This window comes from Amycolatopsis sp. NPDC104863 (assembly GCF_055582965.1).
In genome coordinates, this window is the sequence record NZ_JBVJOW010000008.1 from 226,789 (window position 1) to 252,687 (window position 25,899).

The window sequence follows — 25,899 nt, forward strand, 5'->3', positions numbered from 1 at the left end:
CCGCGGCCCGTTTGACCAGGCGCCCCCGGGTCAGCCGATCTTCCGCACGTGCGTGGTGTCCGCGTCGACCACCTCGCCGTCGGTTCCCGACGGGACCAGTTCCGGCACCGGGACACCCCGTCCGTCGACGAGCGTGGAGTGCGGCTCGCCCGGGGCGAAGGCATGGCGTTCTCCCCACTGCCGCAACGTGAGGACCACCGGGAAGAGGTCGCGGCCGGCGTCGGTGAGCACGTACTCCTGCCGTCGTCCCGAGGCCGCCGTGCGCTGGGCGAGGAGGCCGTGCTCGACGAGCTTGCGGAGGCGGTCGGTCAGGATGTTGCGCGCGATCCCGGTGCGGCGCTGGAACTCCGTGAACGAGCGCGCGCCGTCCATGGCGTCACGGACGACCAGGAGGCTCCAGCGGTCGCCGACGAGGTCGAGCGTGCGGGCGACCGGGCACTGGGGGTCGGTCCAGGGCATGACACCTCCGAAGAGTTGCGGATCGAAACCATTCTGCCGTACGGTCGGTTTGGTTGCAAACTGCTACTGATCGGGGGAGTGATGGACGGGCGACGGCGGCTGCTGCTCGCGGTGGTGTGTGGGGTCGCGGTGGCGGGAATCTATGCGGCGCAACCGGTTCTGGGCCCGATGGGCCACGACCTCGGGGTGCCGGCGCGGCTGTCCGGGTGGCTCGTCGCGGCCGGCCAGCTCGGCTATCTCGCCGGGTTGGTGCTGCTGGTGCCGCTGGGCGACGTCGCTGACCGGCGCCGGCTCATCGCCGGGCACCTGGCGCTGACCGCGGTGGGCCTGGTCCTGACGGCGTCGGCGTCGGGTGCGGGGATGGCGTTCGCCGGGCTCGCGGTGGCCGGGGCGTTCGCGGTGGTGGTGCAGACGACGGTGGCTTACGCCGCTTCGGTTTCCGCGCCCGCCGAACGCGGGCGGACCATCGGCGTCGTGACTTCGGGCGTCGTGGTGGGAATCCTGGGTGCGCGGGTGGTCACCGGCCTGCTCGCCGACGCGTGGGGCTGGCGGAGCGTCTACGCCGTACTCGCGGTGTTGTCGCTCGGGCTGGCGGTCCTGGTCCTCGTGGTGCTGCCGCCGGACGAGCGCGCCTCCTCGGGGTACCGGCGGGCTCTGGTGTCCCTGGGCGGGCTGTTCCGGCAGCGGACCTTCCTGGCTCGCGGGCTCGTCGCGTTCTTCCTGTTCGCGTCGTTCGGGACCCTGTGGAGCGGCCTGTCGCCGGCGCTGGCGGGTTCCTTGAGCGAAAGCCGGATCGGGCTGTTCGGCCTCGCCGGGCTCGCCGGCGCGCTCGGCGCCGCCCGGGCGGGACGGTGGGCGGACGCCGGCCGGGCGGCGCCGGTCACCGGGCTCGCGCTCACCCTGCTCGTCGTGTCGTGGGCGGCGATCGCGCAGCTGCCGTGGTCGCTCTGGCTGCTCACCGCCGGGATCGTGGTGCTCGACTTCGCCGTCCAGGTGGTGCACGTCGGCAACCAGCACGGGCTCACCGCGGCGTTCCCGGACCGGCCGAGCGGGGTCATCGGCGGTTACATGGTCTTCTACGCACTCGGGTCCGCGCTCGGCGCGGCGTCGACGACCGCCGTCTTCACGGCCTACGGCTGGGTGGGCTCGAGTCTGCTCGGGGCCGGGTTCGCGGTCTGCGCGCTGGCCTGCGCGGTGCGATCCTGGCGGGATGAGCGGTCCACGGCGGGAGCTGGAGCGCATCCGGGACGGCGGCGGTCCCGGCGCGGAGCAGGCCCGGATCGCGTTGACCACCGCGCCTGACCGGCTGCGGGCGGCGATTCTCGCCCTGGCCACGGCGCGAGGCGCGGGGAGCAGCACGTGCCCGTCGGACGCGGCCCGGGCGGTGGCCGACGACTGGCGTCCCCTGGTGCCCGAGGCCCGCGAACTGGCCCGGGAGTTGGCGCGGGACGGCCGGGTCCGGGTGATTCAGGGCGGCGAGCTCCTCGACCCCGACGGCGAATGGCGGGGCCCGATCAGGATCCGGACGGCCTGACCCGGGCGGGCTCCGGTGGGCCCGCCCGGGGTGGCTCAGCCCTGGGCGGTCAGGTCGAGCAGCCGGCCGGTGAGGTCGAGGTGCTCCTCGACGCTGCCGGTCAGGTAGGTGAGGTCCACGAAGGTGTGGTCGGGCTCGAGCGTCGTGACGATCTTCGTCACCGACTCGGCGATGTCCTCCGCCTTCGTGCCCGGAGCGGCGTTCACGCGCAGCGCGACACCGAGCGCCTGCGGGTCACGGCCGGCCTGCTCGGCGTCGGTGCGGAGCTTGGCCAGCGTCGAGGTGAGCACGTCCGCGGGGAAGGCTTCGGGCACCGACCAGACGGGCAGCCAGCCGTCGGCCCGCTGCGCGACCCGCCGCAGCGACTTCTCCCCGAACCCGGCGAGGTGCACCGGCGGCTTGCGCACCGGCTTGAGGTCGACGTGGCTTTCCGCGATCGAGTAGCCGACGCCCTCGTGCGAGACGACGTCCTTGGCCCACCAGGTGTCGAGCAGGTCGAGCAGGTCGTCGAGCCGCTTCCCGCGCTCGCCCATCGGAATCCCGACGGCGGCGTACTCGTCCGGCGACCAGCCGATGCCGAGGCCGGGCAGCAGCCGTCCGTTGCTGGCGACGTCGAGGCTGGTCAGCAGCCGGGCGAAGTTGGCGGGCTGGTACTGGGTGGCGTTGATGGTGCTGGAGCCGAGGATCGCGGTCTCGGTCACCGCGGCGGCGACGGCCAGCGCGGTGAACGGGTCGTGGGCGGTGTGGAACTCCTCCGGCATGGTGTCGTAACCCGGATAGGGCACAACGGGCTTGACGGGCGACAGAAGCCGGTCCCCGACCCAAAGACTGGCGGCGCCGGCCTGCTCGGCCTCGCGCGCATACCGCGCAATCCCGCCCGGCGTGGCCGCGGCCTTGCCGAAAACCGGAAGGCTGAACCCAATGCGCATGATTCTCCCCTGAAGAGCGAACGGACCGTGCCGGTCCTGCTACCACTAGTACTCGCGTCTAGTTGCTCGTTCAAGTATCTTGGCGCATCGGGCGCTGGGGGTGATCGTTTTGAGCGTATCCAGCGGCTCAGGTGGTCCGCACCGGCGGGGTAGCCAGAACCTCGTTGAAAGCCTCCGTAGACGAAGGATGCGTATAAATCGCATCCCGCAGCACCCCGGCCGTCGTGCCCTGCCGCATCGCCAGGGTCACCACATTGATCAGCTCCTGCGAATCCACACTCAGCAGAGCCGCCCCCAGCACCTGGTCGGTATCGACGTCGACGACGAACTTCATGACCCCACGAGTCTCGCCGACGATCTTCGCCCGCGGCATCCCCGCGATGTCCGCGACAGCCTTCGAAACCACCTTCACCCGCAGCCCCCGGTCGACCGCCTCCCGCTCCGTGAGACCCACCCGGGACAGGGCCGGCGTCATGAACACCGTGTACGGCACGAACTTCCGGTCCACAGTGGACCGCGAACCGGCGCCGGTGAGCTGGTCCGTCACGATTCGGCTGTCGTCCAAAGAAATATACGTGAACTGAGGGCCGCCGTTGACGTCGCCGACCGCGTAGATGTGGGGGACGCTCGTGCGCAAGTACTCGTCCACCTCGATCGCGCCGGACGCCCGGGTGCGGACTCCCGCGCGGTCGAGGCCGAGGCCCTCCGTCGCCGGGGTGCGGCCCGTGGCCGCCAGGACTTCGTCGGCCGCCAGGGTGTGGGTTCGGCCGTTCACCTCGTACGTCAGCTCGACGCCGTTGTCGATGTCGCGCACCGCCGTCACCTGGGCGCCCGGGATGAACTCGACACCCGCGCCGCGCAGGATTTCCGTGGCCGCCGTAGCGATGTCCTCGTCTTCGCGCGGCATGATCCGCGGGCCCGCGTCGAGCACCGTGACCGTGCTGCCGAACTGGGCGTAGATCGACGCGAACTCCACGCCGACGTAACCGCCGCCGAGGATCGCCAGGTGCTTCGGAAGGTGGTCGAGGTCGATCAGGTCCGTGCTCGTGAGCAGGTGCCCGCTCTCGCGCAGGCCGGGGATCGGCGGGACCGCCGGCACCGCGCCCGTGTTGACCACGATCGTGTCGGCGCTCAGGTCGAGGACGTCCGCGTCGGCGGTGACACGCACCGTCTTGGCGTCGAGGAACTCCGCCCGGCCGGTGATCACCGTGACCGAGTCGAGCGTGTCGAGCATCGCGAAGTTCTTGCCGCGCAACGTCGCCGTGAGGGCGCGCGTGTCTTCGACCGCCTGGTGGTGGCGCTCCGCCGGGCTGCCGGCGCCGGGGTGTTCGGCGTGGTGGACGAGCGCCTTCGTCGGGACGCAGCCGATGTTGATGCACGTGCCGCCGTACATCCGATCGGACTGCTCGATCATGGCCACGCGCTTGCCGAGCCGCCCCATCGTGGCGGCCAGCGTCTTGCCGCCCTTGCCGAACCCGATCACCAGCAGGTCGAAGTGCTTATGCTCCATGTGTCCATCATCGGCCGGGCGAGGAGAGACGACCACGCGTGAACAGCTCAATCCTTGTCGGAACCGGCTCATGGACGGCGTGAGCCGCCTGGTCCGGCTGGCCCGGCCGGAGGGCGGGGTGGACGTGCGCTGCCTGCTCGCCGGGCGCTTCGCGCTGGACCACCCGGCGGCCGGCCCGGGCGAGGTGCCCTTCCACCTGGTGCTCGACGGCCGCTGCACGGTGACCTCGGGGCCGCACACCGCCGAGCTCGGCCCGGGGGACCTCGTGCTGCTCGCCCACGGCGGCGCGCACACCGTCTCGGCCGCTTCGGGACGGCGGCGGCGGTTCGCGGAGGAGCCGGGCGCGGCGTTCCCGACCCGCCGGACGGTCGGCGCCGAGCCCGAGCTGGACCTCTTCTGCGGCCGCTACCGCTTCGAGCCGGGCGCCGGCTCACTGCTGTTCCGCCTGCTGCCGCCGCTGGTGCACGTCTCGCTGGACACCCCGGCGTGCACGCTCGCGGAGGTCCTGCGCGGCGAGGCCCGCGTCGACGGCCCCGGCACCGCCGCCGTGGTCGCCGCCCTGTGCGACGCGCTGCTCGCCATGGCCCTGCGCGGCCGCCCCGAGCCGCGCCTCGGCGCGCCGGCCCTGTGGACGGCGATGGGTGACGACGCGCTGGGCCGCGTGATCGCCGGCATCGTCGACCGGCCGGGGGAGGCGTGGACGATCGACCGGCTGGCCGCCGCCGCGTCGATGTCCCGGGCCACGTTCGTGCGGCACTTCACCGCCCGCACCGGCACCACGGTCGCGACGCTCGTGACGGCGATCCGGATGATGGTCGCGACCGACCTGCTGACGCGGTCGGACCACTCGGTGGGCCGGGTGGCGAGCGAGGTCGGCTACCGGTCGGAGTCGGCGTTCGGGCAGGCGTTCCGCGCGTCGCTCGGCAGCACGCCGGCGCGGTTCCGGAAGCGGGCGCTCGACTCCACAACGGACAGCTGACCCCGAGCCGGCGAAGGCCAGCCCCACGCGACGTCGTCGATCGCGAGGAACGGTTCGTCGACGACGGTCGTGGGCGTCAGCGACGTGAACTCCCTGACGTCGCGGTGCAGGTGGGACTGGTCGGTGTAGCCGCCTTCGGCGGCGACCCCGGCCGCCCGCTGCCCGGCGACCAGGCGGTGGACGGCGTGGTCGAAGCGGACCAGCTTCGCCGCCCGCTTGGGTGGCAGGCCGAGCTGGGCCTGGAACCGGGCCCACAGGCGCTTGCGGCTCCAGCCCAGCTCGGCCGCCAGGTCCTCGATCCGGACCGCGCCGCGCCCGGCGGTGATCCGCTGCCAGGCCCAGGCCAGCTCGCGGTCCACCCGCGCGGCCGAGGCGCAGCGACGGGCGAGCCACGCGTCGGTCCACGCGAACCGCTGTGCCCAGGACGGAAGTGCGCCCAGCTGCTCGCCGAGCCTCGCCGTTTCCCGGCCCCACAGCTCGTCGAGCGTTCCGACGCCGCCGTCGAGGCCGGCCACGGCGGGCCCCAGGACGGCGTGGGCGACCACGGGGGACAGCCGCACCTGCAGGCATTCGACGTCGTTTTCCCACCACACGCGCACCAGGCCGCCGAAGCCGGGCCCGGCGGCGAAGCTGCCCCGCTGCCGCCGCCCGGCGGGGTCCTCGACGGCCATCGTGCCGCCGACCGCGACGATCAGGGTCACCGCCGGGTGCGGGATCATCCGGAGCGCGGGCGGGGTGACCCCGCGGTCGGCGAACCCGGCCATCGCCACACCGGGCACGCGGCCGCGCTGCGGCGGACGGGCGATGTCCCACAACGGCCCCATGGCGTCATGCTACGCACGCCGGCGGCCGGAACATTTGTCCAAGCCACGGGCGCCCGCGGCCCGCGACAGTGCCCTCATGACTGTTTCGAACGACGAACCCCGCACCGGCGAGACGGCCCCGGTCCTGGACGACGGCGAGATCCACGTCTACGACGACGGCCCCCGCGACGCGCCCGCGCTGCTGCTCGTCCACGGGACCGCCGCGTCGGCCCGTTCGTGGGAGCCGGTCCTACCGCTGCTGACGGCGTCCCGCCGGGTCCTGCGGATCGACCTGCTCGGGTGCGGCCGGTCGGCCCGGCCGGCGGGCGCGAGCTACGCCGTGGAAGATCAGGCTCGCCGGGCGGCCGCGGCACTGGACCGGCTCGGCGGGCCTGCCGTCGCCGTCGGCCATTCCAGCGGGGGCGTGGTCGTCACGGCGCTCGCCGAGACGCGCCCCGACCTCGTGACCGCGGCCGTGCTGATCAACACCGGACCGGACCTGGCGGCCTTGATCGCGAGGGATGTCCCCGCCCGGGCCGTTTCCTGGACGGAGCTGACCGACGACGAGATCCGGCAGGCGATGAGCGACGGGTTCCGGCCGGGGTTCGAGATCCCCCGGTCGTACGTGGACCAGTTCCGCGACATCGACTTCGGGGTGTTCGGCGCGACTTCGCGGGCCGTCCTCGCCTACCTGGGCGAGCGGTCGCTCCCGGACCGGCTGGCGCCGCTCGGCAAGCCGCTGCTGGTGCTCTTCGGCGAGGAGGACCGCCGGTGGCGTCCGGCGTCGGCGGCCGGCTACCGCGCGGTTCCCGGTGCGACGGTCCGGATGCTGCCCGGGCTCGGGCATTCGCCCAACCTCGAAGACCCGGCCCGGACCGCCGAGCTGCTCCTGGCCTTCACCGCGGACCGGGCCTAGACGCCGTCGCCGACGAAGGTGACCGTTTCGCCGAGCGGCGCGCGGCCCGTGCGGCCGAGGTCGGCCGAGGGGTCTTCGAAGCCGATCGACAGGCCGCAGAAGAGGAGCAGGTTCCGGGGCGGGTTAAGGACTTCCGCGACGGTCCGGTGGAACTTCGCCCACGCCATCTGCGGGCAGCTGTGCAGCCCTTCGGCGCGCAGCAGCATGACCGTCTGCAGGTACATGCCGGCGTCGGACCACTGGGGCCGGTCCAGGTCGCGGTCGAGGTAACAGAAAAGCGCGGCGGGCGCGCCGAAGCAGTCCCAGTTCCCGGCCGCGGCCCGTTGGCGCGCCTCGAGGTCCCCACTCGGGCTCGTCCCAGGGGTCGCTGAGGGCCAGGCGCTCGCCGGCGCGCTTCTTCAGCTCGGCGAGCGGTCCGCCGGTGACCACAAAAGCGTGCCACGGCTGGAGGTTCGACCCCGACGGCGCCCAGGCTGCCGCGGCCAGCACCCGTTCGAGCACCTCGTGGGGAACGGGCCGGTCGGTGAACCCGCGCACCGCCCGCCGGGTCTTCACCGCCTCGTAGACGTCCAGCATCACTGCCTCCCGGATCCGACCGAGCCGACTCGGGCTTCGGGGTAGCTGAACCGGGTCGGCAGATCCGCAGGCTGCGCGGCTTCGAAGAGCTCATGGCCCTCGGCGGTGATCTCGACCTCCAGGTTGTCGAGGACCCGCATGATCCCCACGGTTTCACTCGGACCGAACCGGCGCTCAGCCGACAACCTGGTCGAACACCTCGTTGAGGGCTTCGGTCGAGCTCGGGTGGGTGTAGATCGAGTCGCGCAGCTCCGTCGCCGTGATGTGGTGGCGGATCGCCAGCGCGACGGTGTTCACGATCTCCTGCGCGTCGATGCTGAGCAGGGCCGCGCCGAGGATCAGGTCGGTGTCGGCGTCCACGACGAACTTCATGACCCCCCGCGTTTCTTCGACCGTGTAGGCGCGCGGCATGGCGATGATGTCGGCGACCTTTTCCCGCGACACCTTGATGTTCAGCCCTTGGGCCCGGGCTTCGCGCTCGGTCAGGCCGACGGTGGCCAGCGGCGGGGTGGTGAACAGCGTGTGCGGCACGGCGACGCGGTCGGCCGTCGTGCGCTTTCCCTGGCCCAGCAGCTGGTCGAGGACGATCCGGGCGTCGTCGAGGGAGACGTAGGTGAACTGCGGCCCGCCGTTGACGTCGCCGAGGGCGAAGATGTGCGGCTGGCTGGTGCGCAGGTGTTCGTCGACCTCGATCGCGCCGGTGGGCAGCGTCCGGACGCCGGCCGCGTCGAGGCGGAGGTCCTCGGTGACCGGGCGGCGGCCGGTCGCGGGCAGCAGCGCGCTCGCCTCGACGGTGTGGCGCGCGCCGTCCCTCTCGTACTCGACGACCGCGACCGCGCCGCTGTCCTCGACCCGGGTGATCTTCGCCCCGGTGATGATCCGGACGCCGTCCCCTTCGAGGATCTCCCGGACGGCGGCGGCGATGTCCTCGTCTTCCCGCGGCAGCAGCCGCCCGGCCGCTTCGATGACGGTGACGTGCGTGCCGAAGTGCTGGTAGATCGACGCGAACTCGAGCCCGAGGTACCCGCCGCCGACGACCACCAGCCGCTCGGGCAGCGTCGCCGCCTGCGTCAGCTCGGTGCTGCTGACCAGGTGCCTGCTGCCGGCCAGGCCGGGAATCGGCGGGACGACCGGCGCGGAGCCGGTGTTGACCAGGATCACCGGCGCGGTGACGTCGATGCGGTGGTCGCCTTCGCCGACCGCGACGGTGTGCGGGTCGACGAACCGGGCGGTGCCGGTGATGACGGTCGCGGTCTCCTGGCCGTCGAGCGACTCGAAGTTGCCCGCGCGGAAGGCAGTGGTCAGGGCCCGGACCCCGGCGATCGAGGTGGCGAAGAACTGCTGGGCGTCGTCCTCGATGCGGCGGGAGTTCGCGTGGTGGACGAGCATCTTGGTCGGCACGCAGCCGACGTTCGGGCAGGTGCCGCCGTACATGTTCGCGGACCGTTCGACCAGGACAACACGCTTGCCGGCGGCGGCGAGCGTGTGCGCGGCGGTCTTCCCGCCCTTGCCGAAGCCGATGACCAGGACGTCCGCGGTGAGCGAGGTGGTTTCCATACGACCGAGTCTGCTGCCGGTCCGATGAGACGACCAGGCTTGTCCGGATCGGTTTTCTGCCCCAAAGTATCACCATGGACACCGTGAGCCGGTTGCTGCGGATGGCGCGGGTCGGCGCCCGGCTCGACAAGCGCTGCCTGCTGGGCGCGGCCACCCGGATGGACGTCGCCCGCCACGCCGAGCTGGAGGTGCCGTTCCACGTCCTGCTCGAAGGGGAGTGCCGGCTGCACGTCGGCGCCCGGGTGCTCGAGCTGCGCCCCGGGGACGTCGTGCTGATCCCGAGCGGCGCCGAGCACCGGGTGATCACCGCCGGACGCGGGCGGCCGCGGGGGATCGCGGAGACGGCCGGGGACGCGTTCGTGACCACGCGCAGCGAGCGCGGCGGCGACCCGGTGATCGACCTGTTCTGCGGCCGCTTCACGATGAACGCGGGCGCCGGAGGGCTGCTGTTCCGCAGCCTGCCCGACGCGGTCCACGTCTCGTTCGGACAGTCGGCCGAAACCGGCGAAGTGCTGCGCACGGTGAGTTCCCTGCTGCGCGGGGAGGCCGCCCGCGAAGGCGACGGCACGGCGGCGATCCTCGCGGCGCTGTGCACGGTGCTGCTGGCGATGGTGCTCCGGACGTCCCGCGGCGCCGCCACGACGGACACCCTGTGGACCGCCGCGACCGACCCGCGCATCGCCGCCTGCGTCGAAAGTGTCCTGAACGAGCCCGGGGCGGAGTGGACGATCGAGCGGCTCAGCCGCGCGGCCGCGATGTCCCGGGCGACGTTCCTCCGGCGCTTCGGGCGGGAGACGGGGATGACGGTCGGGACGTTCCTCACCCGCGCCCGGCTGCTGGCCGCGGCCGAGCTGCTCGGCACCGGCGACACCACGGTCGCGACGGTCGCCGGCCGGGTCGGCTACCAGTCCGAATCCGCGTTCACCCGCGCGTTCCGCGCCGAGTTCGGGACGACTCCCGCCCGGTTCCGCCGCGCCCGGCAGGGGCCGGGGGACCGCGTGGATCTGCGATAGTGAAAGTCATGTACACCGGCAACCCCGACGTCCCCGGCGACGTCTTCGCGGACGTCCTCGGCCAGATCGACGACTTCGTGCGCACCCGTGTCATGCCCCGCGAGCTGGAGATCATGTCGACGGACGCCATCCCCGCCGACCTGCGCGCGCAGGCGGCCGAAATGGGGCTGTTCGGGTACGCCATCCCGCAGGAATGGGGCGGGCTCGGCCTTGACCTCGTGCAGGACGTCGAGGTCGCGATGGCGCTGGGGTACACGTCGCTGGCGCTGCGGTCGATGTTCGGCACCAACAACGGCATCGCCGGGCAGGTCCTGGTCGGCTTCGGCACCGACGACCAGAAGGCGCGGTGGCTGGAGAAGATCGCTTCGGGTGACGTCGTCGCGTCGTTCGCGCTCACCGAGCCCGGTGCGGGTTCGAACCCGGCGGGCCTGCGGACCACGGCCAAACCGGACGGTGACGGCTGGGTGATCACCGGCGGCAAGCAGTTCATCACCAACGCCACCGAGGCCGGGCTGTTCGTGGTGTTCGCCCGCACCCGGCCCGCGTCGGAGGCCGGCACCGGCATCGCGGTGTTCCTCGTCCCGGCCGACACGCCCGGCATCACGGTCGGCCCCAAGGACGCCAAGATGGGCCAGGAAGGCTCCCGGACCGCCGACGTCACCTTCTCGGAGGTCCGGGTCGGCCCGGAGGCGCTGGTCGGCGGGGACGGCGAGGTCGGCTACAAGGCGGCGATGACGTCGCTGGCGCGCGGCCGGATCCACATGGCCGGTCTCGCGGTCGGCGCCGCTCAGCGGGCGCTGGACGAGTCGGTGGCCTACGCCGCGACCGCCACCCAGGGCGGCACACCGATCGGGGACTTCCAGCTGGTGCAGGCGATGCTCGCCGACCAGCAGACCGGGGTGCTCGCCGGGCGTGCGCTGGCCCGTGAGGCGGCGCGGCTGTACGTCACGGGGGAGGACCGGCGGATCGCGCCGTCGGCGGCGAAGCTGTACTGCACGGAGATGGCGGGCAAGGTCGCCGACCTGGCGGTGCAGGTCCACGGCGGGTCGGGTTACCTGCGGGAGGTCCCGGTCGAGCGGATCTACCGCGACGTCCGGTTGATGCGGCTTTACGAAGGCACGAGCGAGATCCAGCGGCTGATCATCGGCGGCGGGCTGGTGCGGGCCGAGAAGAAGAAGCAGTCGTGACGCGCCCGCTCGACGGGGTCACCGTCGTCGCCCTCGAGCAGGCCGTCGCCGCGCCGCTGGCGAGCCGCAACCTCGCCGACCTCGGCGCGCGGGTGATCAAGGTCGAGCGGGTCGACGGGGGTGACTTCGCCCGGGCCTACGACCACGTCGTGCACGGCAGCGGCGCGCACTTCGTGTGGCTCAACCGCGGCAAGGAGTCGCTCGCCGTCGACCTGAAGACGCCGGAGGGGCGCGACGTCGTGCGGCGGCTCGTCGCGAAGGCGGACGTCTTCCTGCAGAACCTCGCGCCCGGCGCCGCGGACCGGCTGGGCTTCGGCGACCTTCGCGCGCGGCAGCCGGCGCTGGTCGTGGTGAACCTGTCCGGGTTCGGTACCGGCGGGCCGATGGAGCAGCGCAAGGCCTACGACATGCTGGTGCAGGCCGAAGCCGGCCTGATCGCGATCACCGGCACGCCGGAAGCGCCCGCGAAGACCGGGATCCCGACCGCCGACATCGCGTCCGGGATGTACTGCTCGCAGGCGGTGCTGGCGGCGTTGCTGCGGCGCTGGCGGACCGGTGAAGGCGCCACGATCGAGGTCTCGATGCTCGAGGCGACGGTCGAGTGGATGGGATATGCGCTGTACACGCAGATGTACGGCGGGACGCAGCCCGCGCGGATGGGGCTGAGCCACAGCTCGATCGCGCCGTACGACGCCTTCCCGACCCGCGACGGCCAGCTGCTGATCGGTGTCCAGAACGACACCGGCTGGCGCACCCTGGTCACCGACGTGCTCGACGCGCCCGAGCTGGCCGACGACCCTCGGTTCGCCACCAACGTTTCCCGGGTGGCCCATCGCGGCGAGTGTGACGCCGCGGTCGCGGCCCGGACGGCGCAGTGGTCCAACGCCGAACTCGACGTCCGCCTCGCCGCGGCCGGAGTTCCGGCCGCCCAGCTGAAGGAGGTCGGCCAGGTCGTCGACCACCCGCAGCTGCGGGCCCGGGACCGCTGGCGGAAGGTCGGCACCGAGCACGCCCGGGTCGACGCGTTGCTGCCGCCGGTGACCTTCGCCGACGTCGAAGCCGTGATGGGTGACGTTCCGGCGCTGGGGCAGCACACACGCGCGCTGCTCGTCGAGTCCGGAGTGGACGCCGACGACCTCATCGGCCGCGGGATCGCCGCCCAGAGCGGGTGAAGCCGCGGGGCCGCCGGTCGGCGGCGGCCCCGCGACCGGTCAGACGCCGCTGGTCTGGCGGATCCAGGAGCGGCCCGCGGCGACACTGCCGTAGGTGGTGGTGCTGGACCGGTCGCTGGTCGAGCACACCCCCACCTGCACACCGCCGTCGAGCATCGGGCCGCCGGAGTCGCCGCCGGCGACCGCGCCGTTCGGGGTGTCGGCCGAGATCGCCGGGCCGCCGAAGTAGTCGGTGTCGCTCGTGTCGGAGATCCGGACCGACGCCTGCTTCAGCACGCTCGACTGGTGGTTGCCCTCGTCGGAGGACTGGGTCGCGCCCCAGCCGTACACGCGGGCGGCGTCACCCTCTTCGGCGTCGGAAGAGCTGCTCGCGAGCTGGGCGAAAGTGCTGCCACCATTGGTGTTCAGCTTGATCAGGGCGAGGTCGCCGCCCGAGTACAGGTAGGTGGACGCCGCTTTGGCGTGCACCCCACCGGAAGCGCTGTTCGAGCCGACGTAGAGGTCGATGTCGGTCAGCCGCTGCCCGTTGTTGTCGTACATGCAGTGCTTGGCGGTCAGCACCCAGCGCGCGCCGATCAGGGTGCTGGTGCAGAAGAACGTGTAGCCGTTGGCGTGCCCGTTGAAGCGGGTGATGTAGCCGGGGTTCTGCGCCGTGCTGCCGCCGATGATCGACGGCTGGGCGGCGGGGGAGAGCGGGGTGACCGGGGTGCTCGCCGATGCGGGGGCGGCGGCGAGCGTCGCGAACACGGCGCAGGAACCGGCGAGCACGGCGGCGGCGCGGGTGAGCCGTCCGGGGGTTTCACGCATTTCGGGACTCCTTGGGGGACCGGTGGGGACTCACCGAACGTAAGCGGGCGGTGCGCTCCGGGTAATCCGCTGGAAGGCCCGAGCCGATCAACGGAACAGGACGGTTCCTTCGGCGGGTTGCGCTTTCCCGGGGCGTCCGCTCTCCGGGCACGGCCGACGTTCGTCGGATGACAGCCGCCGTCCACGGCTGTTAGACCGAACGCAGACCGGCGCGATCCGCCGGGCAGGCCGTTTCCGTCCGGATCACCGAGGACCTGGATGCAGTTGTTCGCGGCCCCCGCCCCGGAGCCCGGGCGGGACCTGGCGCACGCGCTCGCCGCCGGCCCGTTCAGCCGGGCGCTTTCCCTGGCCATCAACCGCAGCGGGCTGGGCCTGGCGCGGCTCAGGGGCCGCTTGGCCGCGGCGGGCGTCCCGGTCAGCACCACGACGCTGAGCTACTGGCGGACCGGCCGGACCCGGCCCGAACGCCCCGAGTCGCTGCGCGCGGTCGTTGTGCTGGAAGGGATCCTCGGCCTGCCCGCGGGTTCGCTGACCGGCCTGCTCGCCCGGCCCGACCACGTGGCGGCGCCGGGAGTCGTGGGCTGGGAACGGCTTTGGGGCCCGCGCAACCGCGTGCTGTCGGTGCTGCATTCGTTCGACGCGGCGGACGAGACGTCCCTGGTGGTGCTCAGCCTCCACGAAACCCTGCACGTCGCCGCGGACGGGGCGCTGACCCGGCTGCGGGTGCGCGAAGTGGTGCGCGCGGTCGACGAACCGGTGCAGGCCAAGCTGGTCGCGCTGCGCGGCTGCACCCCGGGCCGCCCGCCACGCCTGGTGTCGACGCGCTACTGCGAGCCCGCGCGCACGGAAGTCCTGCCCGAGCCGGGGTTCGTGCTCAGCGAGCTGGTGCCGAGCCGGCCGCTGGCGCTGGGCGAGACGGCGATCCTGGAGTACGAGTTCGAGTACACCGACGACGTCCCCGACACCAGCTACGACCGGCGGTTCCGGCACCCGGTGCCCGAGCACCTGCTGGAGGTCCACTTCGCCCCGGAGGCGCTGCCGTCGAGCTGCCACGCGTACCGGCGGGACTCCCCGGGCGGGCCGGAACGCGACGTCACGGAGGTGGCGTTGTCGGCGGTGTCCCCGGCGCACGTCTTCGGCACCGGGGTGGCGCCCGGGATCCGCGGAATGCGGTGGTGCTGGGGCTAGTTCGCCCCGGCCGCCGGTTTCCGGAGCAGGTCGTCGAGGCCGCCGCGGGCGTCCTTCATGACGATCTCCTCGGCCTTCGCCGCGTCGCCCGCGCGCAAGGCGTGGACGAGCGCCCGGTGGCTCGAATAACGCTCGGCGCCGAAGCGGTCGTCGGCCAGCACGTGGTCGGTCAGGCGGCTGCGGCGCTCGTCGCGGGAGAACACGCGGCTCTGTTCCAGCAGCCGGACCAGGACCGGGTTGCCCGCGCACGCGCTCACCGCGTCGTTGAAGCGCTGGATCGTGTCCAGCAGCGTGCCGACGTACCGGTCGACCGGCTGGCCGCCGGCGTGCCGCTGGCGCATGACGATCACCAGGTCGTCGGCCTCGTCGAGGATCGTGTCGAGGCGGTCGAGCTGGGCCGGCGTCGCGTGGCGGGCGGCGAAGCGCGCGACCAGCCCGCGCAGCGCGACCTCGACCTCGGCCAGGTCCTGGATCGCCGAGTCGCCGATCGCCGCCACGACCACCGTGCGCGGGCCCGCGCGCTCGATGAGGCCGTCCTGCTCCAGCCGCCGGATGGCTTCGCGGACAGGCGTGGGGCTCACCGAGAAGCGCTCGGCCAGGCCGCGCTCGGTCACCTTCTCACCCGGGCTCAGCTCACCCGCCGCGATCGCGGCCTGCACCGCGCGGTACGTGCGGTCGGCGAGGGTCTCGGTCGCGACGGGGGTCTCCATGCCCCCATCCTAGCGCTGGCCATGGCAACCCGATATGCCACCGTTGACAATTTTGCTATAGCATCTCTAGGGTGACCGCAGCGGCGACGCGGCCGCGGCGACCCGGAGGACTCCTGATGACCACAGTGGACGCCCCGAGCGGGCGGAAGATCGGCCGGCACATCACGTTCTTCGTCGCCCTCGCCGTCTTCGCCCAGGAGTCGACGTGGAACTTCTACGACGCGCAGGTGCCGCCGCTGCTGCGCGAGCACGTCGGGAGCGCCGCCGTGATCGGGCTGCTGATGGGGATGGACAACATCCTCGGCGTGTTCATCCAGCCGTGGATCGGCAACCGGTCGGACAACACCCGCACCCGCTGGGGCCGCCGGATCCCGTACCTGGCCGCCGGCATGCCGGTCGCCGCCCTGCTGTTCGCCACCATCCCGCTCGCGTCGTCGCTGCCGGCGCTCATCGCGCTGATGTTCGCCTATGCGCTGGTGGCGAACAGCTTCAAGCCGCTGGGGGAGGCGCTGCTGCCCGACTTCATCCGGCCCGAGCGCCGCAGCCGGGCGAACGCCGCGGTGAAGATCGCGTCCAGCCTGACCATCATCGTCTCGGCGTTGATCAGCACCTTCCTCGTCGACTCGCACCCGGTGCTGGCCTTCTCGGTGCCCGCGGTCCTGATGCTGGTCTCCGCGGCCGTGCTCGTGCTGCGGGTCCGCGACAGCGCGTCGCCCGCCTACCGGGCGGCGGTGGAGGAGGACGAAAAGCCGGAGCAGGAAGACGCCCCGAAACCGCGCATGCGCGACATCCTGCGTGAGCTCGCCGGTGACCCCGACCGCACCCGGCTGCTGGTGCTGCTGGCGATCCTGCTGTTCGGCGCGGCCTGGGCGGCGTCCCGCTCGCTCGTCACCAACTACGGGATCGAAGCCCTCGAGCTGTCCCGCGGCAAGGCCGGCGGGCTCACGCTGCCCAGCGGCGTGGCGTTCCTGCTCGCCGCGTTTCCCTTGGCGCTGCTGTCCGAACGGATCGGCCGGCTGCGCGTGATGGCGCTGGGGATGACGGTCTTCGTCCTGGCGCTGACCATCGGCACGCTCCTGCACACCGCCACGGCGACGATCGTCGCGTTGTGCGTGGCCGCGGTCGGCGCCGCCGGGTTCGTCATCAACGCCGCGGTGGTCCTGTGGAACCTCGCGCCGTCCAGCCGGGTGCTCGGGACCTACACCGCGCTCTACACCGTCGGCTGGGCGGGCGGCGGTTTCCTCGGGCCCGCCGTGGTCGGCGGGATGGTCGACGTCAGCGGCTGGGACCTGATGCCGGTCGACGCGGCCCTGCTCGCGGTCTTCGCGGTCGCCGCCGTGGTGTGGGTGCTGCGGCGCCGCCCGACCGGGACCGAGGTCGCGCTGTGAGCGTCATCCTGGTCACCACCGACTACGCCCGCCCCGGCGACGAGGCCCACGCCCTGCTCACCGCGGCCGGCCACGACCTCCGTTACGTCGTCCGGCCGCGCGGTGCGGAGCTGGTCGCGGCGCTGGCGGACACGACCGGCGCGATCATCGGCAACGACCCGTTGACTGCCGAAGTCCTCGAACGCGCACCGCTCCTGCGCGCGATCGTGCGGTCGGGGGTCGGGTACGACTCGGTCGACGTCGAGGCCGCCGGCCGGCTGGGCATCCGGGTCAGCAACCTGCCGGGGATCAACAGCAACGCCGTCGCCGAGTACACGATGGGGCTGCTGATCGCCGCGTCCCGGCGGCTCGTCGAATCGGCCGCCGGGGTGCGGGCGGGCGGCTGGCCGCGGCGGGGCGGGCGCGAACTGCGCGGCGCCACCCTGGGGCTCGTCGGGCACGGCCCGGCCGCCCGCGCCGTCGTCCCGCTCGCCCGGGCGTTCGGTATGCGGATCCTCTGCGCCACCGCACATCCGGACGGCGGCGACCCGGACGTCGAGTTCGTCGAGCTGCCGAAGTTGTTGCGCGAAGCGGACTTCGTGTCCCTGCACACCGCACTGACCCCGCGGACGCGGAACCTCGTCGACGCGGCCGCGCTCGCCCTGATGAAACCCACGGCGATCCTGGTCAACACCGCGCGGGGCGCCCTCGTCGACGAAGCCGCGCTCGCCGAGGCCGTCGGCTCGGGCCGGCTGGCGGGCGCGGCGCTCGACGTCGTGCGGACCGAGCCGCTGCCGCCGGACAGCCCGCTGCGCGGAGTCGACGGGATCACCGTCTATTCGCACCTGGGCGGCCAGACCACCGAAGCCCGCCGGGCCGCCGTGGCCGGCGCCGCCCACGAGCTGCTGGCCTCGCTGCGCGGTGCGCCGCGCAGCCCGGTTTTCCCCGTCACACGAAGGAGAAACGAGTGAACGACTCAGTGGGCGTCCTGGTGCCCGCGGGCATGATCGGCGCGGGGTTCGCCGAGGAGACGGTCGAGCGCGGCCTCGCCCTCGGCGCGGACGTGATCGCCGTGGACGGGGGTTCGACCGACTCCGGTCCCCACTACCTCGGTTCCGGCACCCCGAAGACGTCGACCGCGGCCGTGGCCCGGGACATGCGCGTGCTGCTGCGCGCCGCGGCGAAGGCCCGGATCCCGCTCGTCGTCGGGTCCTGCGGCACGAGCGGGGCCGACAGCGGGGTCGACTGGCTCGCCGCGATCACCGCGGAAATCCTGGCGGCGGAAGGGATCGACCTGACCGTCGCCACCATCTACAGCGAGCAGGACCCCGCCTACCTCCGGCGCCGGCTGGCCGAGGGCGCGATCCACCCGCTGCCGCCACTCGGCCCGCTCGAGGCCGCGACCCTCGACAGCTGCGTACGCGTGGTCGGGATGATGGGTCACGAGCCCATCGAGGCGGCCCTGCGCGCGGGCGCCGACGTCGTGCTGGCCGGACGCGCCACCGACACCGCGGTCGCGGCCGCTTTCGCGCTGATGCGGGGGATGCCGGCCGGCCCGGTCTGGCACGCGTCGAAGATCGTCGAATGCGGCGGCCAGTGCACGACCAACCCGCGCTCGGGCGGGGTGTTCGCGCGGATCGACCGCACCGGCTTCACGATCGAACCGCTGGACCCCACGGCGGCCTGCACCCCGACGTCGGTGGCCGCGCACATGCTGTACGAGACCGCCGACCCGTTCCGGATGCGCGAGCCCGCCGGGACGCTCGACGTCTCCGCCGCCACCTACCGGGCCGTCGACGACCGGATCGTGCGCGTCGAGGGCTCGGCGTTCGAACCCGCTGCGCAGCACACGATCAAGCTCGAGGGCGCCCGGCTCACCGGCTACGCGACGATGTCGTTCACCGCCATCCGCGACCCGCACATCCTGGCCGGCATCGAGGACTGGGCCGCGCTGCTGCGGAAGGTGCTCGTCGAGCGGGTGCAGCAGACGCTCGCGCTGGGGGAGGACGGCTACGAGCTCGACATCCGGCTCTACGGCCACAACGCGATCCTCGAAGACCTCGACCCCGCGACGACCCCCGCGCGCGAGGTGGGCGTGATGCTGCTGGTGCACGCGGCCGACCAGGCGACCGCCACCGCCGTCGCGAAGATCGCCAACCCGCTGATGCTGCACCTGCCGACCCCGGACATGCCGTACCTGCCGAGCCTCGCCTTCCCGACGTCGCCGGCGGAGACCGAGCGCGGCCCGGCCTACGAGTTCGTCCTCAACCACGTCGTCGACGCCGAGACGCCGACCGCGCTGTTCCGCACCGAGCTCCGGAAGGCCCGTGCCGATGCCTGAAACCCTGCAGGACCGCGCCCTCGAGGTCCGGTCGAAGAACGCGGGCCCGTTCTGGGTCACCATGGAGCTGTTCATGCGCGACGAAGCGGGATACCGCGTCGCGGCGGACAAAACCTTCCTCAACGAGGACGTCGTCGCGCGGCTGTACGGCGTGCCGGCCGGCGGGGTGCGGATCTTCCGGATCCCGGCGTTGAACGTCGTCAAGATCTCCTTCCCCCGCCCGGTTCCCCAGGGCGGCCTGCGGGACCGGGACATCCACGCGGGCCAGCACCACGTGCCGCTGGCGCTGCTGGAGCTGCCTTGACAGTGCCCGCCGTCATTCATACATTTGATGTCCATTTGTATGAATGACGGAAGGGGTCCGCATGCGGCTCGGGAACACCGCCGTCGTCCTCGGGGGCAGCGCCGCCGGTCTGTGCGCGGCCGGCGCGCTCGCCCCGCACTTCGACCGGGTGCTGGTGCTCGAACGCGACGAGCTGCCGGCCGGGGCGGAGCACCGGCGCGGGGTGCCGCAGAGCAAGCACCCGCACTTCCTGCTGAACTCGGGCCGCCGCGCGATCGGGGCGCTGTTCCCGGGCTTCGAAGCCGCCCTGATCGCCGCGGGCGGGCTGCACCTGATGCCGTCCCTGGACGCCGCCTACCTCGACGGCCCGGGCTGGTCGGCGCGCAAGCGCAGCGCCATGACGATGATCTACAGCTCGCGGATCCTCATCGAGCGCGTGCTGCGCGAGCAGGTGCGGGAGCTGGCCAACGTCGTCATCCGCGAAGGAGCCGCGGTCAGCGGCCTGACCGTGCGAGCCGGGGCGATCACGGGCGTCGACTTCGCGGGCGAGCACGTCGACGCCGACTTCGTCGTGGACGCGATGGGCCGCGGCTCCCCGGCCGGCGGCTGGCTGGCGGCGGCCGGCTGGCCCGAGCCCGAAGTGCGGACCCTCGACGCCAAGGTCACCTACACCTCACGCTGGTACGACCTGCCCGAGCCCGCGGCGCGCCCGGCGTCGTGGTGGTGGCGGCACCTGGTGATCATGCCGACGCCGGACAGGGGCGCGCACCCCGCCGAGCACGAGTTCCTGGTCAACTTCTTCCCGATCGAAGGCAACCGCGTCATCGCGTGCATGGGCTCGTGGGGCCTGGCCATGCCCCGCACGGCGGACGCGTTCGTCGAGACGGCCCGCCGCGTGCGGACGCCGTTGTTCGCCGCCGCGATGGACCGGTGCGCCCCGACGTCCGAGGTGCACCTGACCCGCTCGACCGGCAACAAGTGGCGGCGCTACGACCGGCTGCGCACCCCGCCGGCCGGGCTGGTGTTCGTCGGCGACTCGATCTGCGCGTTCAACCCGTTCTACGCGCAGGGCATCAGCTCCGCGGCCGGGTCGGCGCTGCTGCTGCGGGAGCACCTGGCCCGCGCCGGACGGCTCGACGCGGCGTTCGTCCCGCGGTTCCTGCGCGCGCAACGCAAACTGCTCGGGGTGCCGTGGCGCCTGGCGATGGCGCGGGACCAGGGTTACGCCTGCGCCGAGGGCACCGAAAAGGCGCCCGAGTGGAAGCGCCGTGTCCTCGACGCGGTGTCCGGGCCGGCGTTCAGTCTCATCGTCGGCGCCGCGCGGGAGTACGAAGTGGTCGACGAGCACTTCGCCAAGGTGTTCAACATGGACGAGTCGCTGGGGGAGCTGCTGCGGAACCCGCGGGTGCTCGCCGCGCTCGTGCGCTACCGCGTCCGCGCGGCGCTCGGCCGGCACCGGGTGCCGTTCGGGTTCGACCCCCAGGCCGAGCCGCCGGCGACGGACTACTCACCGGCCGCGGCGTGAGCACCGCGTGCGGACCGGAGGCCGAAGCCGTCACGCGCGGTCTTGGCTTCGACTGCCACGCCGTCGCTCCGGTGGTCTCGGTCCGTCCACCGTGGACACTCGCGCACTGGACGATGCCGCTGCTCGAGGTGCTGGTCGTCGGCGGCGCGGTCTTCGCGCTGGTGCACGCGATCCGCCGGTACCGCGCGGGTGACCCGGTGAACCTGGCGCTGTGGTGGGCTTCGCTGGTCTACCTCTTCGTCACCGAACCGCCGCTGTACTTCCCGGAGTGGTTCGGGCTCGACCGGCAGTACGGGTTCATCTTCGCCCACAACGAGTTCACCGTGCAGTTCATGGCGGACCGGCTGCCGCTCTACATCGTCGCGTTCTACCCGGTGATCAGCCAGCTCGCCTACGAGCTCGTGCGGTCGCTCGGGCTCTTCCGGAGCCGGGGCCCGTTGGCCGGTTCGGTGGCCGTCGCCTTCGCCTGCCAGGTGTTCTACGAGGTTTTCGACCAGCTCGGCCCGCAGCTGAGGTGGTGGGCGTGGAACCCGGGCAACCGCATCGTGAACCACCCGGCGCTGGCCGCGGTGCCGATGACCAGCATGCTGCTGTTCGCCTCCGTCTCGATGGGCGGCCTGACCTACCTCGTCGTGCGCCTGGCCGGCCGCTCGCGACGCGGGTGGCCGCTGGTCTGGCGCACGCTCGTAGCCGGGGCCCTCACCCCGCTGACGATGGCGGTCGCCGGGCTGCCGTCGAGCCTCTTCGCCGGGAACACACCCGCGCAGGCGTGGGTGCTCGGTGTCGAACTGGCCCTGCTCTGGGTCGTCGGCGCCGGGATCGTCGTCGCGCACCTGCGGTCGCCGGACCGCGGGCCGGACGTGCCGTTGACCGCGTTCGCCCGGATCTACCCCGCGGTCTACCTGGGCGGGCTGGCGGTGTGCTGGCTCGCCGCGCTGCCCGCGTACCTCGGCGCGCACGACGGCGTCACCGACGACGGCACCCCGGTCGGGAGCGGCCCGTACGCGCTCGCCTGCTTCCTCGGGGCGGGTCTGCTGCTGGCCGCGCTGTACGGCGCGCGGCGGACGGCCCCTGCCGCCGTCTGAGCCGCCCGGCTCGGGGAAGATGGGGCGCATGGGGTTCCACGGCTGGCAGGGCAACCCGCCCGGCACCGAAGACGAGGCACGCCGCCGGATCGTCGAGGCGGCGACGGCGTGCCTCGACCGCGCCGGGCTCGCCAAGACCAGCCTCTCCGACGTCGCCGCCGCGGCCGGGGTGACCCGCCAGACCGTCTACCGCTACTTCCCGGGCTTGAAGGACATCCTGCGCGCGGTCGCGCTCGCCGGGGTCGAGGAGTTCGCCGGGCGGATGGAGCGGCACCTGGCCTCGTCCGGCAGTCCCGCCGACGCCGCGGCCGAGTCGGTGGTGTTCGCCCTCCGGACCGTCCCCGACGAGCCCCACCTCGGCCTGCTGCTGAAGGCGGGCGAAGCCGACTTCTTCACGGTCGGGGTGCTCGCCCCGGAGGCGTTCACGTTCGGCGCGCGGATCCTGCGCACCGTGCCGGTCGACTGGGCGGCCGCGGGCGTCGAGACCGACGACGACCTGCGCGGCCTCGCCGAGATCCTGATGCGGCTGTTCATCTCGTTCCTGCAGTTCCCGGCCACCCCGGAGCTCACCGACGACGAGCTGCGCGCGCTCGTCGGCCGCTGGGTCGGCCCGGCGCTGAGCGTGCGGGACTAGGACCATCGCACTATCGGATGATCGGTCTTCGGTCCGATGCCGTCGCGGTCCGGGGGCCCTACGGTTTTGACCATGATGATCAAGGCAGTGCTCGCGACGGTGGTCCTCGGCGGCGCGCTGGCGGGTGTCACGGCGTGTGCCAACCCCACCGGCAAGTCGTGGGCGATCACCTACGAGGTGACCGGCCCCAGTGGCGGGACGCTGGCGAAGGTCGGTTACGCGAACTCCCCGAACCGCTACAACGACGAGGTCAAGCAGCACACGGTCGCCGGCCCGGTCGGCGTGCCGTGGAAGCAGGAGGCCATCGTGACCGCGGGCCAGCAGGCGGAGCTCACGGCCACCCCGACGGGCGATCTCACGCTGAGCTGCCGCATTCTGCTGGACGGCGAGCAGGAACTGGCCAGGGCGACGGCCCCCGGCCCCGGCCGGCCGGTGTCCTGCGCCAAGACGACCGACTCCTGAACGCCGTGCTCGACGGTCCGAGGTGAGAGCGTCCGGAGCCGGGCTGAGAGACTCAGGCCGTGATCCTCGGATACGTCCTCGCCGTGCTGGCCGCCGTCGCCTCGGGCAGTGGCTCCATCCTGGAGTCCGCCGGGGTCCGGAAGGCCGGCGCCTACGGCGGCTCGCCGCAGGACCTCGTCGCGCTGCGGCGGCAGCCGCTGTACTTCCTCGGGGTCGGGGTGGACCTGCTCGGGTTCGTCTTCGCCGCCGCCGCGCTGCACCGGCTGCCGTTGTTCCTGGTCCAGTCGGTGCTCGCGTTCAGCGTCGGCGTCACCGCGACGATCTCCGCGATCCTCGGGGTCCGGCTGGCGAGCGCCGGCTGGGCCGCGCTGGGCGTCGGCGCGACCGGCCTGGTCCTGCTCGGGCTGTCCGCGGACCCCGGGCCGGCCGAGCCACTGTCGACCGGCTGGAAGCTGGCGCTGGTGGGGGTGGCGGTCCTGATCGCGGCGACCGCGTTCACCGCCCAGCGTGTCGAGGGGCGCTGGACGCCGATCGTGCTGGGGTTCTGCGCCGGGCTGGGGTTCAGCGCCGTCGGGATCTCGGCGCGGACGCTGGACGCTTCGGGCCCGGTCTGGCGCCTCGCGCTGGAGCCGGCGATCTGGGCGATGATCACCAACGGGCTCGCCGCGGCGATCGCGTTCGCGATGGCGCTGCAACGCGGCCGCGCGACCGCGGTCACCGCCATCATGTTCACCACCAACACGGCGGTGTCGTCGCTGATTGGGGTGGTGGTGCTGGACGACCGCGTCCGCACGGGCTTCACCGCCGCGGCGGTCGCGGGGTTCGTCCTCGCCGTGGCGGGCGCGATCGGGACCGCGCACTACGCGGCCGCCCACCGGGCGCCCGCGCCGGAAGCGACGTGAGTCCCGTGGCGCCGGCCGCGGGGGAGACCGGCACCACGGGAGCGCCTCAGCCGGTCGTGGAGATGTCGTCCAGCTGCTCGGCGGCCGGGCGGACGGGGTAGAGGTCGCCGCCCGGCGGGGCCGGGACCTTCGGCAGTGCCGCCCGCGCGTCACGGTCACCGGCGTCCGCCGCCGCGTGGACGCTGTCCAGGGCCGCGTACTGGAGGAAGTTGAGATCCGGGTAGTGCCACTGGGACGCGCCGCCGGTGGCCGCCGGGAGCAGGAAGTCGACGGCCTTGAAGATGCTGCCGCCCTGCGGGTTGCGGTAACCCCACAGGTCGACGCCGGCGTGCCGGCCGATCTGCGCGAGCCGGGTCAGCGCGACCAGGTTGAACGTCGAGTAGTGGTAGGTGCGGGTCCGCGCCACCTCCTCGGGCTGGCTGCCGTCGGCGGCGATCTGGTGGTCGATCCGGCCCGCCTTGGCCTTCTCGAGGATGTCCTTCGTGACGCCGGACTGTCCTGTGTAGAGCGCGATGCCGGCGGTCAGCATGTCCATGAAGGTGCCGTGGTTGTTCTGGGCCGCGGCTTCGTCCTTGCCGTACTGGCTGGTGCGCAGCCAGGTCAGGAAGTCACCCGACCAGCTCTTGAACGCGCTTTCGTCCCCCTTCGACCAGCCGGGCGCGCCGGTGCTCAGGATCGCGGCGGCGTCGAGGACCTGGGTGAAGGTGTAGGAGAACTCGATGATGCCGATCCCGCGGCCGTCGTTCTTGCAGGGGATGCCCTGGGCGAAGTTCAGGTTCGGGTTCATCTTCGTGGCCGCGTCGAGGAACCAGGTGCGCAGGTCGAGCGCCGCGCGCTTCGCGTAGTCGGCCTTGCCGGTGTAGTACCAGGCGAGGGAGAGCTGGTAGATCGAGCTGAACGCCTTGAGCCGCTCGGCCTTGTCCGAGACGGCCGTGGTTTCGGGGTTCAGGACGCCGTCGCGCTGCACGTACGGGCAGCCGAGCGGGTTCTGCGGGGTCTTCGGCTGGCTGGGCCACCAGTAGGGGGCGAGGCTGAGGTAGTCGTGCTTGTCCCCGCTGGGCGGCACCCGCTCCTTGTCGGCAACGGTCCACGGCCCGGCCTTGACGGCGACGTCGGCCTGCTTGAGCAGGTTCCCGAGCGCGGTCTTGGTGGTCCGGTCACCGACGAGCAGCGCGAGCTTGTTCAGCAGCAACCGGTTCCCGTCGAGCACGACGGTCTTCGGCGGGCAGAGCCGGGAGAGCACGGGCAGGGAGCACGGCCCGGCGGAGGTGGACGCGAGGGCGGGGTCGGTGTCGGCGTCGGCGTCGGCCGAGGCGAGTCCGGTCAGCGGGAGGCTGAGCACGGCCGTCGCCGTCGCCAGGATGCCAAGGCGCCGGAGAGTTCTGAGCGGCAACACTGCTACTCCGTTCATATACATGAACTGCTGGCATATATGTGACAACGAAGTAGATACCTGAACGTGGGCAGCGTCAAGCCTCGCCGCTGCCCATCGGTTGCTGCTGGTGGTGCCCGGAGCTCAGTCCAGGCAGAACTCGTTGCCCTCGACGTCCTGCATCACGATGCACGACTCTTCGACACCGTCGGCGTACAGCGTCCGCTCGTGGACCGCGCCCAGCGCGACCAGGCGGGCGCACTCGGCCTCGAGCGTCGCGAGGCGCTCGTCGCCGACGAGGCCGGTTCCGGCGCGCACGTCGAGGTGCACCCGGTTCTTGACGACCTTGCCTTCGGGGACGCGCTGGAAGAACAGCCGCGGGCCCGCGCCCGACGGGTCGACACAGGCGAACGCCGCGCCCTGGCGGTCGGCCGGCAGTGAGCGGTCGAACTCCGCCCACGACTCGAACCCCTTCGGTGGCGGCGGGACGACGTATCCCAGCACCTCGCACCAGAACCGGGCGACCCGCTCGGGTTCCGCGCAGTCGAAGGTGATTTGGACCTGCCTGATCGTCCCCATGGGGCCCAC

General features: G+C 72.7%; 29 protein-coding genes. 17 read left to right on the top strand and 12 right to left on the bottom strand.

Features of this window, described 5'->3' with window-relative positions; genetic code table 11:
- Positions 1–30: 30 nt before the first annotated feature.
- On the bottom strand, positions 31–459 hold the full coding sequence (locus ACZ63J_RS37075; RefSeq protein WP_465404464.1) for a winged helix-turn-helix transcriptional regulator: 429 nt from the start codon (positions 457–459) through the stop codon (positions 31–33).
- 81 nt (positions 460–540) lie between these two features.
- Here ACZ63J_RS37075 and ACZ63J_RS37080 point away from each other — a divergent pair, with 81 nt between their 5' ends.
- On the top strand, positions 541–1,761 hold the full coding sequence (locus tag ACZ63J_RS37080; RefSeq protein ID WP_465404463.1) for an MFS transporter: 1,221 nt from the start codon (positions 541–543) through the stop codon (positions 1,759–1,761).
- Positions 1,745–1,993, top strand: a complete 249-nt coding sequence (locus ACZ63J_RS37085; RefSeq protein ID WP_465404461.1) for a DUF3253 domain-containing protein — start codon at positions 1,745–1,747, stop codon at positions 1,991–1,993. Before ACZ63J_RS37080 ends, ACZ63J_RS37085 begins: the two co-directional genes overlap by 17 nt.
- A gap of 35 nt (positions 1,994–2,028) precedes the next feature.
- Here the strand turns inward: ACZ63J_RS37085 and ACZ63J_RS37090 are convergent, their stop codons facing one another.
- A complete protein-coding gene (locus ACZ63J_RS37090; RefSeq protein ID WP_465404459.1) occupies positions 2,029–2,922 on the bottom strand; it encodes a TIGR03619 family F420-dependent LLM class oxidoreductase in 894 nt (297 codons plus the stop codon).
- 127 nt (positions 2,923–3,049) lie between these two features.
- The gene (locus ACZ63J_RS37095) at positions 3,050–4,432 is read right to left on the bottom strand and encodes an FAD-dependent oxidoreductase (RefSeq protein ID WP_465404457.1); all 1,383 of its coding nucleotides are present in this window, start codon (positions 4,430–4,432) and stop codon (positions 3,050–3,052) included.
- 70 nt (positions 4,433–4,502) lie between these two features.
- Here ACZ63J_RS37095 and ACZ63J_RS37100 point away from each other — a divergent pair, with 70 nt between their 5' ends.
- Positions 4,503–5,411 carry a cupin domain-containing protein gene (locus tag ACZ63J_RS37100; protein WP_465404455.1) on the top strand — a complete coding sequence of 303 codons (909 nt, stop codon included), beginning with the start codon at positions 4,503–4,505 and terminating at the stop codon, positions 5,409–5,411.
- On the opposite strand, the gene ACZ63J_RS37105 is transcribed toward ACZ63J_RS37100, so the two are convergent.
- Positions 5,309–6,235 carry a helix-turn-helix domain-containing protein gene (locus tag ACZ63J_RS37105; protein ID WP_465404453.1) on the bottom strand — a complete coding sequence of 309 codons (927 nt, stop codon included), beginning with the start codon at positions 6,233–6,235 and terminating at the stop codon, positions 5,309–5,311. The genes ACZ63J_RS37100 and ACZ63J_RS37105 overlap by 103 nt on opposite strands.
- Positions 6,236–6,311: 76 nt before the next feature.
- Between ACZ63J_RS37105 and ACZ63J_RS37110 the strand changes: the two genes are divergently transcribed.
- Entirely contained in the window at positions 6,312–7,130 is an 819-nt protein-coding gene (locus ACZ63J_RS37110) for an alpha/beta fold hydrolase (RefSeq protein ID WP_465404451.1), read from the top strand.
- On the opposite strand, the gene ACZ63J_RS37115 is transcribed toward ACZ63J_RS37110, so the two are convergent.
- The 4 genes from ACZ63J_RS37115 to ACZ63J_RS37130 are packed head-to-tail and all read right to left on the bottom strand — an operon-like array spanning position 7,127 to position 9,263.
- Entirely contained in the window at positions 7,127–7,354 is a 228-nt protein-coding gene (locus ACZ63J_RS37115) for a nitroreductase family protein (RefSeq protein WP_465404551.1), read from the bottom strand. The genes ACZ63J_RS37110 and ACZ63J_RS37115 overlap by 4 nt on opposite strands.
- On the bottom strand, positions 7,254–7,706 hold the full coding sequence (locus tag ACZ63J_RS37120; protein WP_465404449.1) for a nitroreductase family protein: 453 nt from the start codon (positions 7,704–7,706) through the stop codon (positions 7,254–7,256). Before ACZ63J_RS37120 ends, ACZ63J_RS37115 begins: the two co-directional genes overlap by 101 nt.
- On the bottom strand, positions 7,706–7,846 hold the full coding sequence (locus ACZ63J_RS37125; protein WP_465404447.1) for a hypothetical protein: 141 nt from the start codon (positions 7,844–7,846) through the stop codon (positions 7,706–7,708). The genes ACZ63J_RS37120 and ACZ63J_RS37125 overlap by 1 nt, the downstream gene beginning before the upstream one ends.
- A gap of 34 nt (positions 7,847–7,880) precedes the next feature.
- On the bottom strand, positions 7,881–9,263 hold the full coding sequence (locus ACZ63J_RS37130) for a dihydrolipoyl dehydrogenase family protein (RefSeq protein WP_465404446.1): 1,383 nt from the start codon (positions 9,261–9,263) through the stop codon (positions 7,881–7,883).
- A gap of 74 nt (positions 9,264–9,337) precedes the next feature.
- Between ACZ63J_RS37130 and ACZ63J_RS37135 the strand changes: the two genes are divergently transcribed.
- The 3 genes from ACZ63J_RS37135 to ACZ63J_RS37145 are packed head-to-tail and all read left to right on the top strand — an operon-like array spanning position 9,338 to position 12,635.
- Positions 9,338–10,276 (top strand): AraC family transcriptional regulator, encoded by a 939-nt coding sequence (locus ACZ63J_RS37135; RefSeq protein ID WP_465404444.1) that lies wholly within the window; start codon positions 9,338–9,340, stop codon positions 10,274–10,276.
- Between the two features lie 8 nt (positions 10,277–10,284).
- Positions 10,285–11,463 (top strand): acyl-CoA dehydrogenase family protein, encoded by a 1,179-nt coding sequence (locus ACZ63J_RS37140; RefSeq protein WP_465404442.1) that lies wholly within the window; start codon positions 10,285–10,287, stop codon positions 11,461–11,463.
- Positions 11,460–12,635 (top strand): CaiB/BaiF CoA transferase family protein, encoded by a 1,176-nt coding sequence (locus ACZ63J_RS37145; protein WP_465404440.1) that lies wholly within the window; start codon positions 11,460–11,462, stop codon positions 12,633–12,635. Before ACZ63J_RS37140 ends, ACZ63J_RS37145 begins: the two co-directional genes overlap by 4 nt.
- Positions 12,636–12,674: 39 nt before the next feature.
- On the opposite strand, the gene ACZ63J_RS37150 is transcribed toward ACZ63J_RS37145, so the two are convergent.
- Entirely contained in the window at positions 12,675–13,442 is a 768-nt protein-coding gene (locus ACZ63J_RS37150; protein ID WP_465404438.1) for a S1 family peptidase, read from the bottom strand.
- Positions 13,443–13,700: 258 nt separating this feature from the next.
- Here ACZ63J_RS37150 and ACZ63J_RS37155 point away from each other — a divergent pair, with 258 nt between their 5' ends.
- Positions 13,701–14,630: a hypothetical protein gene (locus ACZ63J_RS37155; RefSeq protein ID WP_465404436.1), complete on the top strand. Its 930-nt coding sequence runs from the start codon at positions 13,701–13,703 to the stop codon at positions 14,628–14,630.
- On the opposite strand, the gene ACZ63J_RS37160 is transcribed toward ACZ63J_RS37155, so the two are convergent.
- Positions 14,627–15,340 carry a GntR family transcriptional regulator gene (locus tag ACZ63J_RS37160; protein WP_465404434.1) on the bottom strand — a complete coding sequence of 238 codons (714 nt, stop codon included), beginning with the start codon at positions 15,338–15,340 and terminating at the stop codon, positions 14,627–14,629. The genes ACZ63J_RS37155 and ACZ63J_RS37160 overlap by 4 nt on opposite strands.
- A gap of 116 nt (positions 15,341–15,456) precedes the next feature.
- Here ACZ63J_RS37160 and ACZ63J_RS37165 point away from each other — a divergent pair, with 116 nt between their 5' ends.
- The 9 genes from ACZ63J_RS37165 (at position 15,457) to ACZ63J_RS37205 (ending at position 23,939) form a co-directional block, all read left to right on the top strand.
- Positions 15,457–16,728, top strand: coding sequence for an MFS transporter (locus ACZ63J_RS37165; protein WP_465404432.1), 1,272 nt, complete (start codon positions 15,457–15,459; stop codon positions 16,726–16,728).
- Positions 16,725–17,678, top strand: a complete 954-nt coding sequence (locus ACZ63J_RS37170) for a phosphoglycerate dehydrogenase (protein ID WP_465404430.1) — start codon at positions 16,725–16,727, stop codon at positions 17,676–17,678. The genes ACZ63J_RS37165 and ACZ63J_RS37170 overlap by 4 nt, the downstream gene beginning before the upstream one ends.
- Positions 17,675–19,048 carry an acyclic terpene utilization AtuA family protein gene (locus ACZ63J_RS37175; protein ID WP_465404428.1) on the top strand — a complete coding sequence of 458 codons (1,374 nt, stop codon included), beginning with the start codon at positions 17,675–17,677 and terminating at the stop codon, positions 19,046–19,048. Before ACZ63J_RS37170 ends, ACZ63J_RS37175 begins: the two co-directional genes overlap by 4 nt.
- On the top strand, positions 19,041–19,352 hold the full coding sequence (locus ACZ63J_RS37180) for a DUF4387 domain-containing protein (protein ID WP_465404426.1): 312 nt from the start codon (positions 19,041–19,043) through the stop codon (positions 19,350–19,352). The genes ACZ63J_RS37175 and ACZ63J_RS37180 overlap by 8 nt, the downstream gene beginning before the upstream one ends.
- A 61-nt stretch (positions 19,353–19,413) precedes the next feature.
- Positions 19,414–20,856 (top strand): NAD(P)/FAD-dependent oxidoreductase, encoded by a 1,443-nt coding sequence (locus tag ACZ63J_RS37185; RefSeq protein ID WP_465404547.1) that lies wholly within the window; start codon positions 19,414–19,416, stop codon positions 20,854–20,856.
- Positions 20,853–21,941, top strand: coding sequence for a hypothetical protein (locus ACZ63J_RS37190; RefSeq protein ID WP_465404424.1), 1,089 nt, complete (start codon positions 20,853–20,855; stop codon positions 21,939–21,941). The genes ACZ63J_RS37185 and ACZ63J_RS37190 overlap by 4 nt, the downstream gene beginning before the upstream one ends.
- A 28-nt stretch (positions 21,942–21,969) precedes the next feature.
- On the top strand, positions 21,970–22,575 hold the full coding sequence (locus ACZ63J_RS37195) for a TetR/AcrR family transcriptional regulator (protein WP_465404422.1): 606 nt from the start codon (positions 21,970–21,972) through the stop codon (positions 22,573–22,575).
- A 72-nt stretch (positions 22,576–22,647) separates the two neighbouring features.
- On the top strand, positions 22,648–23,037 hold the full coding sequence (locus ACZ63J_RS37200) for a hypothetical protein (RefSeq protein ID WP_465306053.1): 390 nt from the start codon (positions 22,648–22,650) through the stop codon (positions 23,035–23,037).
- Between the two features lie 59 nt (positions 23,038–23,096).
- Positions 23,097–23,939, top strand: a complete 843-nt coding sequence (locus tag ACZ63J_RS37205) for a hypothetical protein (RefSeq protein ID WP_465404420.1) — start codon at positions 23,097–23,099, stop codon at positions 23,937–23,939.
- Between the two features lie 46 nt (positions 23,940–23,985).
- Here ACZ63J_RS37205 and ACZ63J_RS37210 read toward each other — a convergent pair whose 3' ends face one another.
- Together ACZ63J_RS37210 and ACZ63J_RS37215 are read right to left on the bottom strand one after the other, a co-directional pair.
- Positions 23,986–25,335 (bottom strand): alginate lyase family protein, encoded by a 1,350-nt coding sequence (locus ACZ63J_RS37210; protein ID WP_465404418.1) that lies wholly within the window; start codon positions 25,333–25,335, stop codon positions 23,986–23,988.
- A 120-nt stretch (positions 25,336–25,455) separates the two neighbouring features.
- The gene (locus tag ACZ63J_RS37215) at positions 25,456–25,890 is read right to left on the bottom strand and encodes a VOC family protein (RefSeq protein ID WP_465404416.1); all 435 of its coding nucleotides are present in this window, start codon (positions 25,888–25,890) and stop codon (positions 25,456–25,458) included.
- Positions 25,891–25,899 lie beyond the last annotated feature (9 nt).

Excerpts from the sequence above, each read along its gene's own strand:
- ACZ63J_RS37075 (WP_465404464.1), bottom strand. The coding sequence starts at position 459 with ATGCCCTGGACCGACCCCCAGTGCCCGGTCGCCCGCACGCTCGACCTC.
- ACZ63J_RS37140 (WP_465404442.1), top strand. The coding sequence starts at position 10,285 with ATGTACACCGGCAACCCCGACGTCCCCGGCGACGTCTTCGCGGACGTC.
- ACZ63J_RS37125 (WP_465404447.1), bottom strand. The coding sequence starts at position 7,846 with ATGCGGGTCCTCGACAACCTGGAGGTCGAGATCACCGCCGAGGGCCAT.
- ACZ63J_RS37150 (WP_465404438.1), bottom strand. The coding sequence starts at position 13,442 with ATGCGTGAAACCCCCGGACGGCTCACCCGCGCCGCCGCCGTGCTCGCC.
- ACZ63J_RS37105 (WP_465404453.1), bottom strand. The coding sequence starts at position 6,235 with ATGGGGCCGTTGTGGGACATCGCCCGTCCGCCGCAGCGCGGCCGCGTG.
- ACZ63J_RS37180 (WP_465404426.1), top strand. The coding sequence starts at position 19,041 with ATGCCTGAAACCCTGCAGGACCGCGCCCTCGAGGTCCGGTCGAAGAAC.
- ACZ63J_RS37200 (WP_465306053.1), top strand. The coding sequence starts at position 22,648 with ATGATGATCAAGGCAGTGCTCGCGACGGTGGTCCTCGGCGGCGCGCTG.
- ACZ63J_RS37090 (WP_465404459.1), bottom strand. The coding sequence starts at position 2,922 with ATGCGCATTGGGTTCAGCCTTCCGGTTTTCGGCAAGGCCGCGGCCACG.
- ACZ63J_RS37120 (WP_465404449.1), bottom strand. The coding sequence starts at position 7,706 with ATGCTGGACGTCTACGAGGCGGTGAAGACCCGGCGGGCGGTGCGCGGG.
- ACZ63J_RS37115 (WP_465404551.1), bottom strand. The coding sequence starts at position 7,354 with ATGTACCTGCAGACGGTCATGCTGCTGCGCGCCGAAGGGCTGCACAGC.
- ACZ63J_RS37095 (WP_465404457.1), bottom strand. The coding sequence starts at position 4,432 with ATGGAGCATAAGCACTTCGACCTGCTGGTGATCGGGTTCGGCAAGGGC.
- ACZ63J_RS37160 (WP_465404434.1), bottom strand. The coding sequence starts at position 15,340 with ATGGAGACCCCCGTCGCGACCGAGACCCTCGCCGACCGCACGTACCGC.
- ACZ63J_RS37165 (WP_465404432.1), top strand. The coding sequence starts at position 15,457 with ATGACCACAGTGGACGCCCCGAGCGGGCGGAAGATCGGCCGGCACATC.
- ACZ63J_RS37195 (WP_465404422.1), top strand. The coding sequence starts at position 21,970 with ATGGGGTTCCACGGCTGGCAGGGCAACCCGCCCGGCACCGAAGACGAG.
- ACZ63J_RS37110 (WP_465404451.1), top strand. The coding sequence starts at position 6,312 with ATGACTGTTTCGAACGACGAACCCCGCACCGGCGAGACGGCCCCGGTC.
- ACZ63J_RS37080 (WP_465404463.1), top strand. The coding sequence starts at position 541 with ATGGACGGGCGACGGCGGCTGCTGCTCGCGGTGGTGTGTGGGGTCGCG.
- ACZ63J_RS37100 (WP_465404455.1), top strand. The coding sequence starts at position 4,503 with ATGGACGGCGTGAGCCGCCTGGTCCGGCTGGCCCGGCCGGAGGGCGGG.
- ACZ63J_RS37185 (WP_465404547.1), top strand. The coding sequence starts at position 19,414 with ATGCGGCTCGGGAACACCGCCGTCGTCCTCGGGGGCAGCGCCGCCGGT.
- ACZ63J_RS37215 (WP_465404416.1), bottom strand. The coding sequence starts at position 25,890 with ATGGGGACGATCAGGCAGGTCCAAATCACCTTCGACTGCGCGGAACCC.
- ACZ63J_RS37135 (WP_465404444.1), top strand. The coding sequence starts at position 9,338 with ATGGACACCGTGAGCCGGTTGCTGCGGATGGCGCGGGTCGGCGCCCGG.
- ACZ63J_RS37155 (WP_465404436.1), top strand. The coding sequence starts at position 13,701 with ATGCAGTTGTTCGCGGCCCCCGCCCCGGAGCCCGGGCGGGACCTGGCG.
- ACZ63J_RS37130 (WP_465404446.1), bottom strand. The coding sequence starts at position 9,263 with ATGGAAACCACCTCGCTCACCGCGGACGTCCTGGTCATCGGCTTCGGC.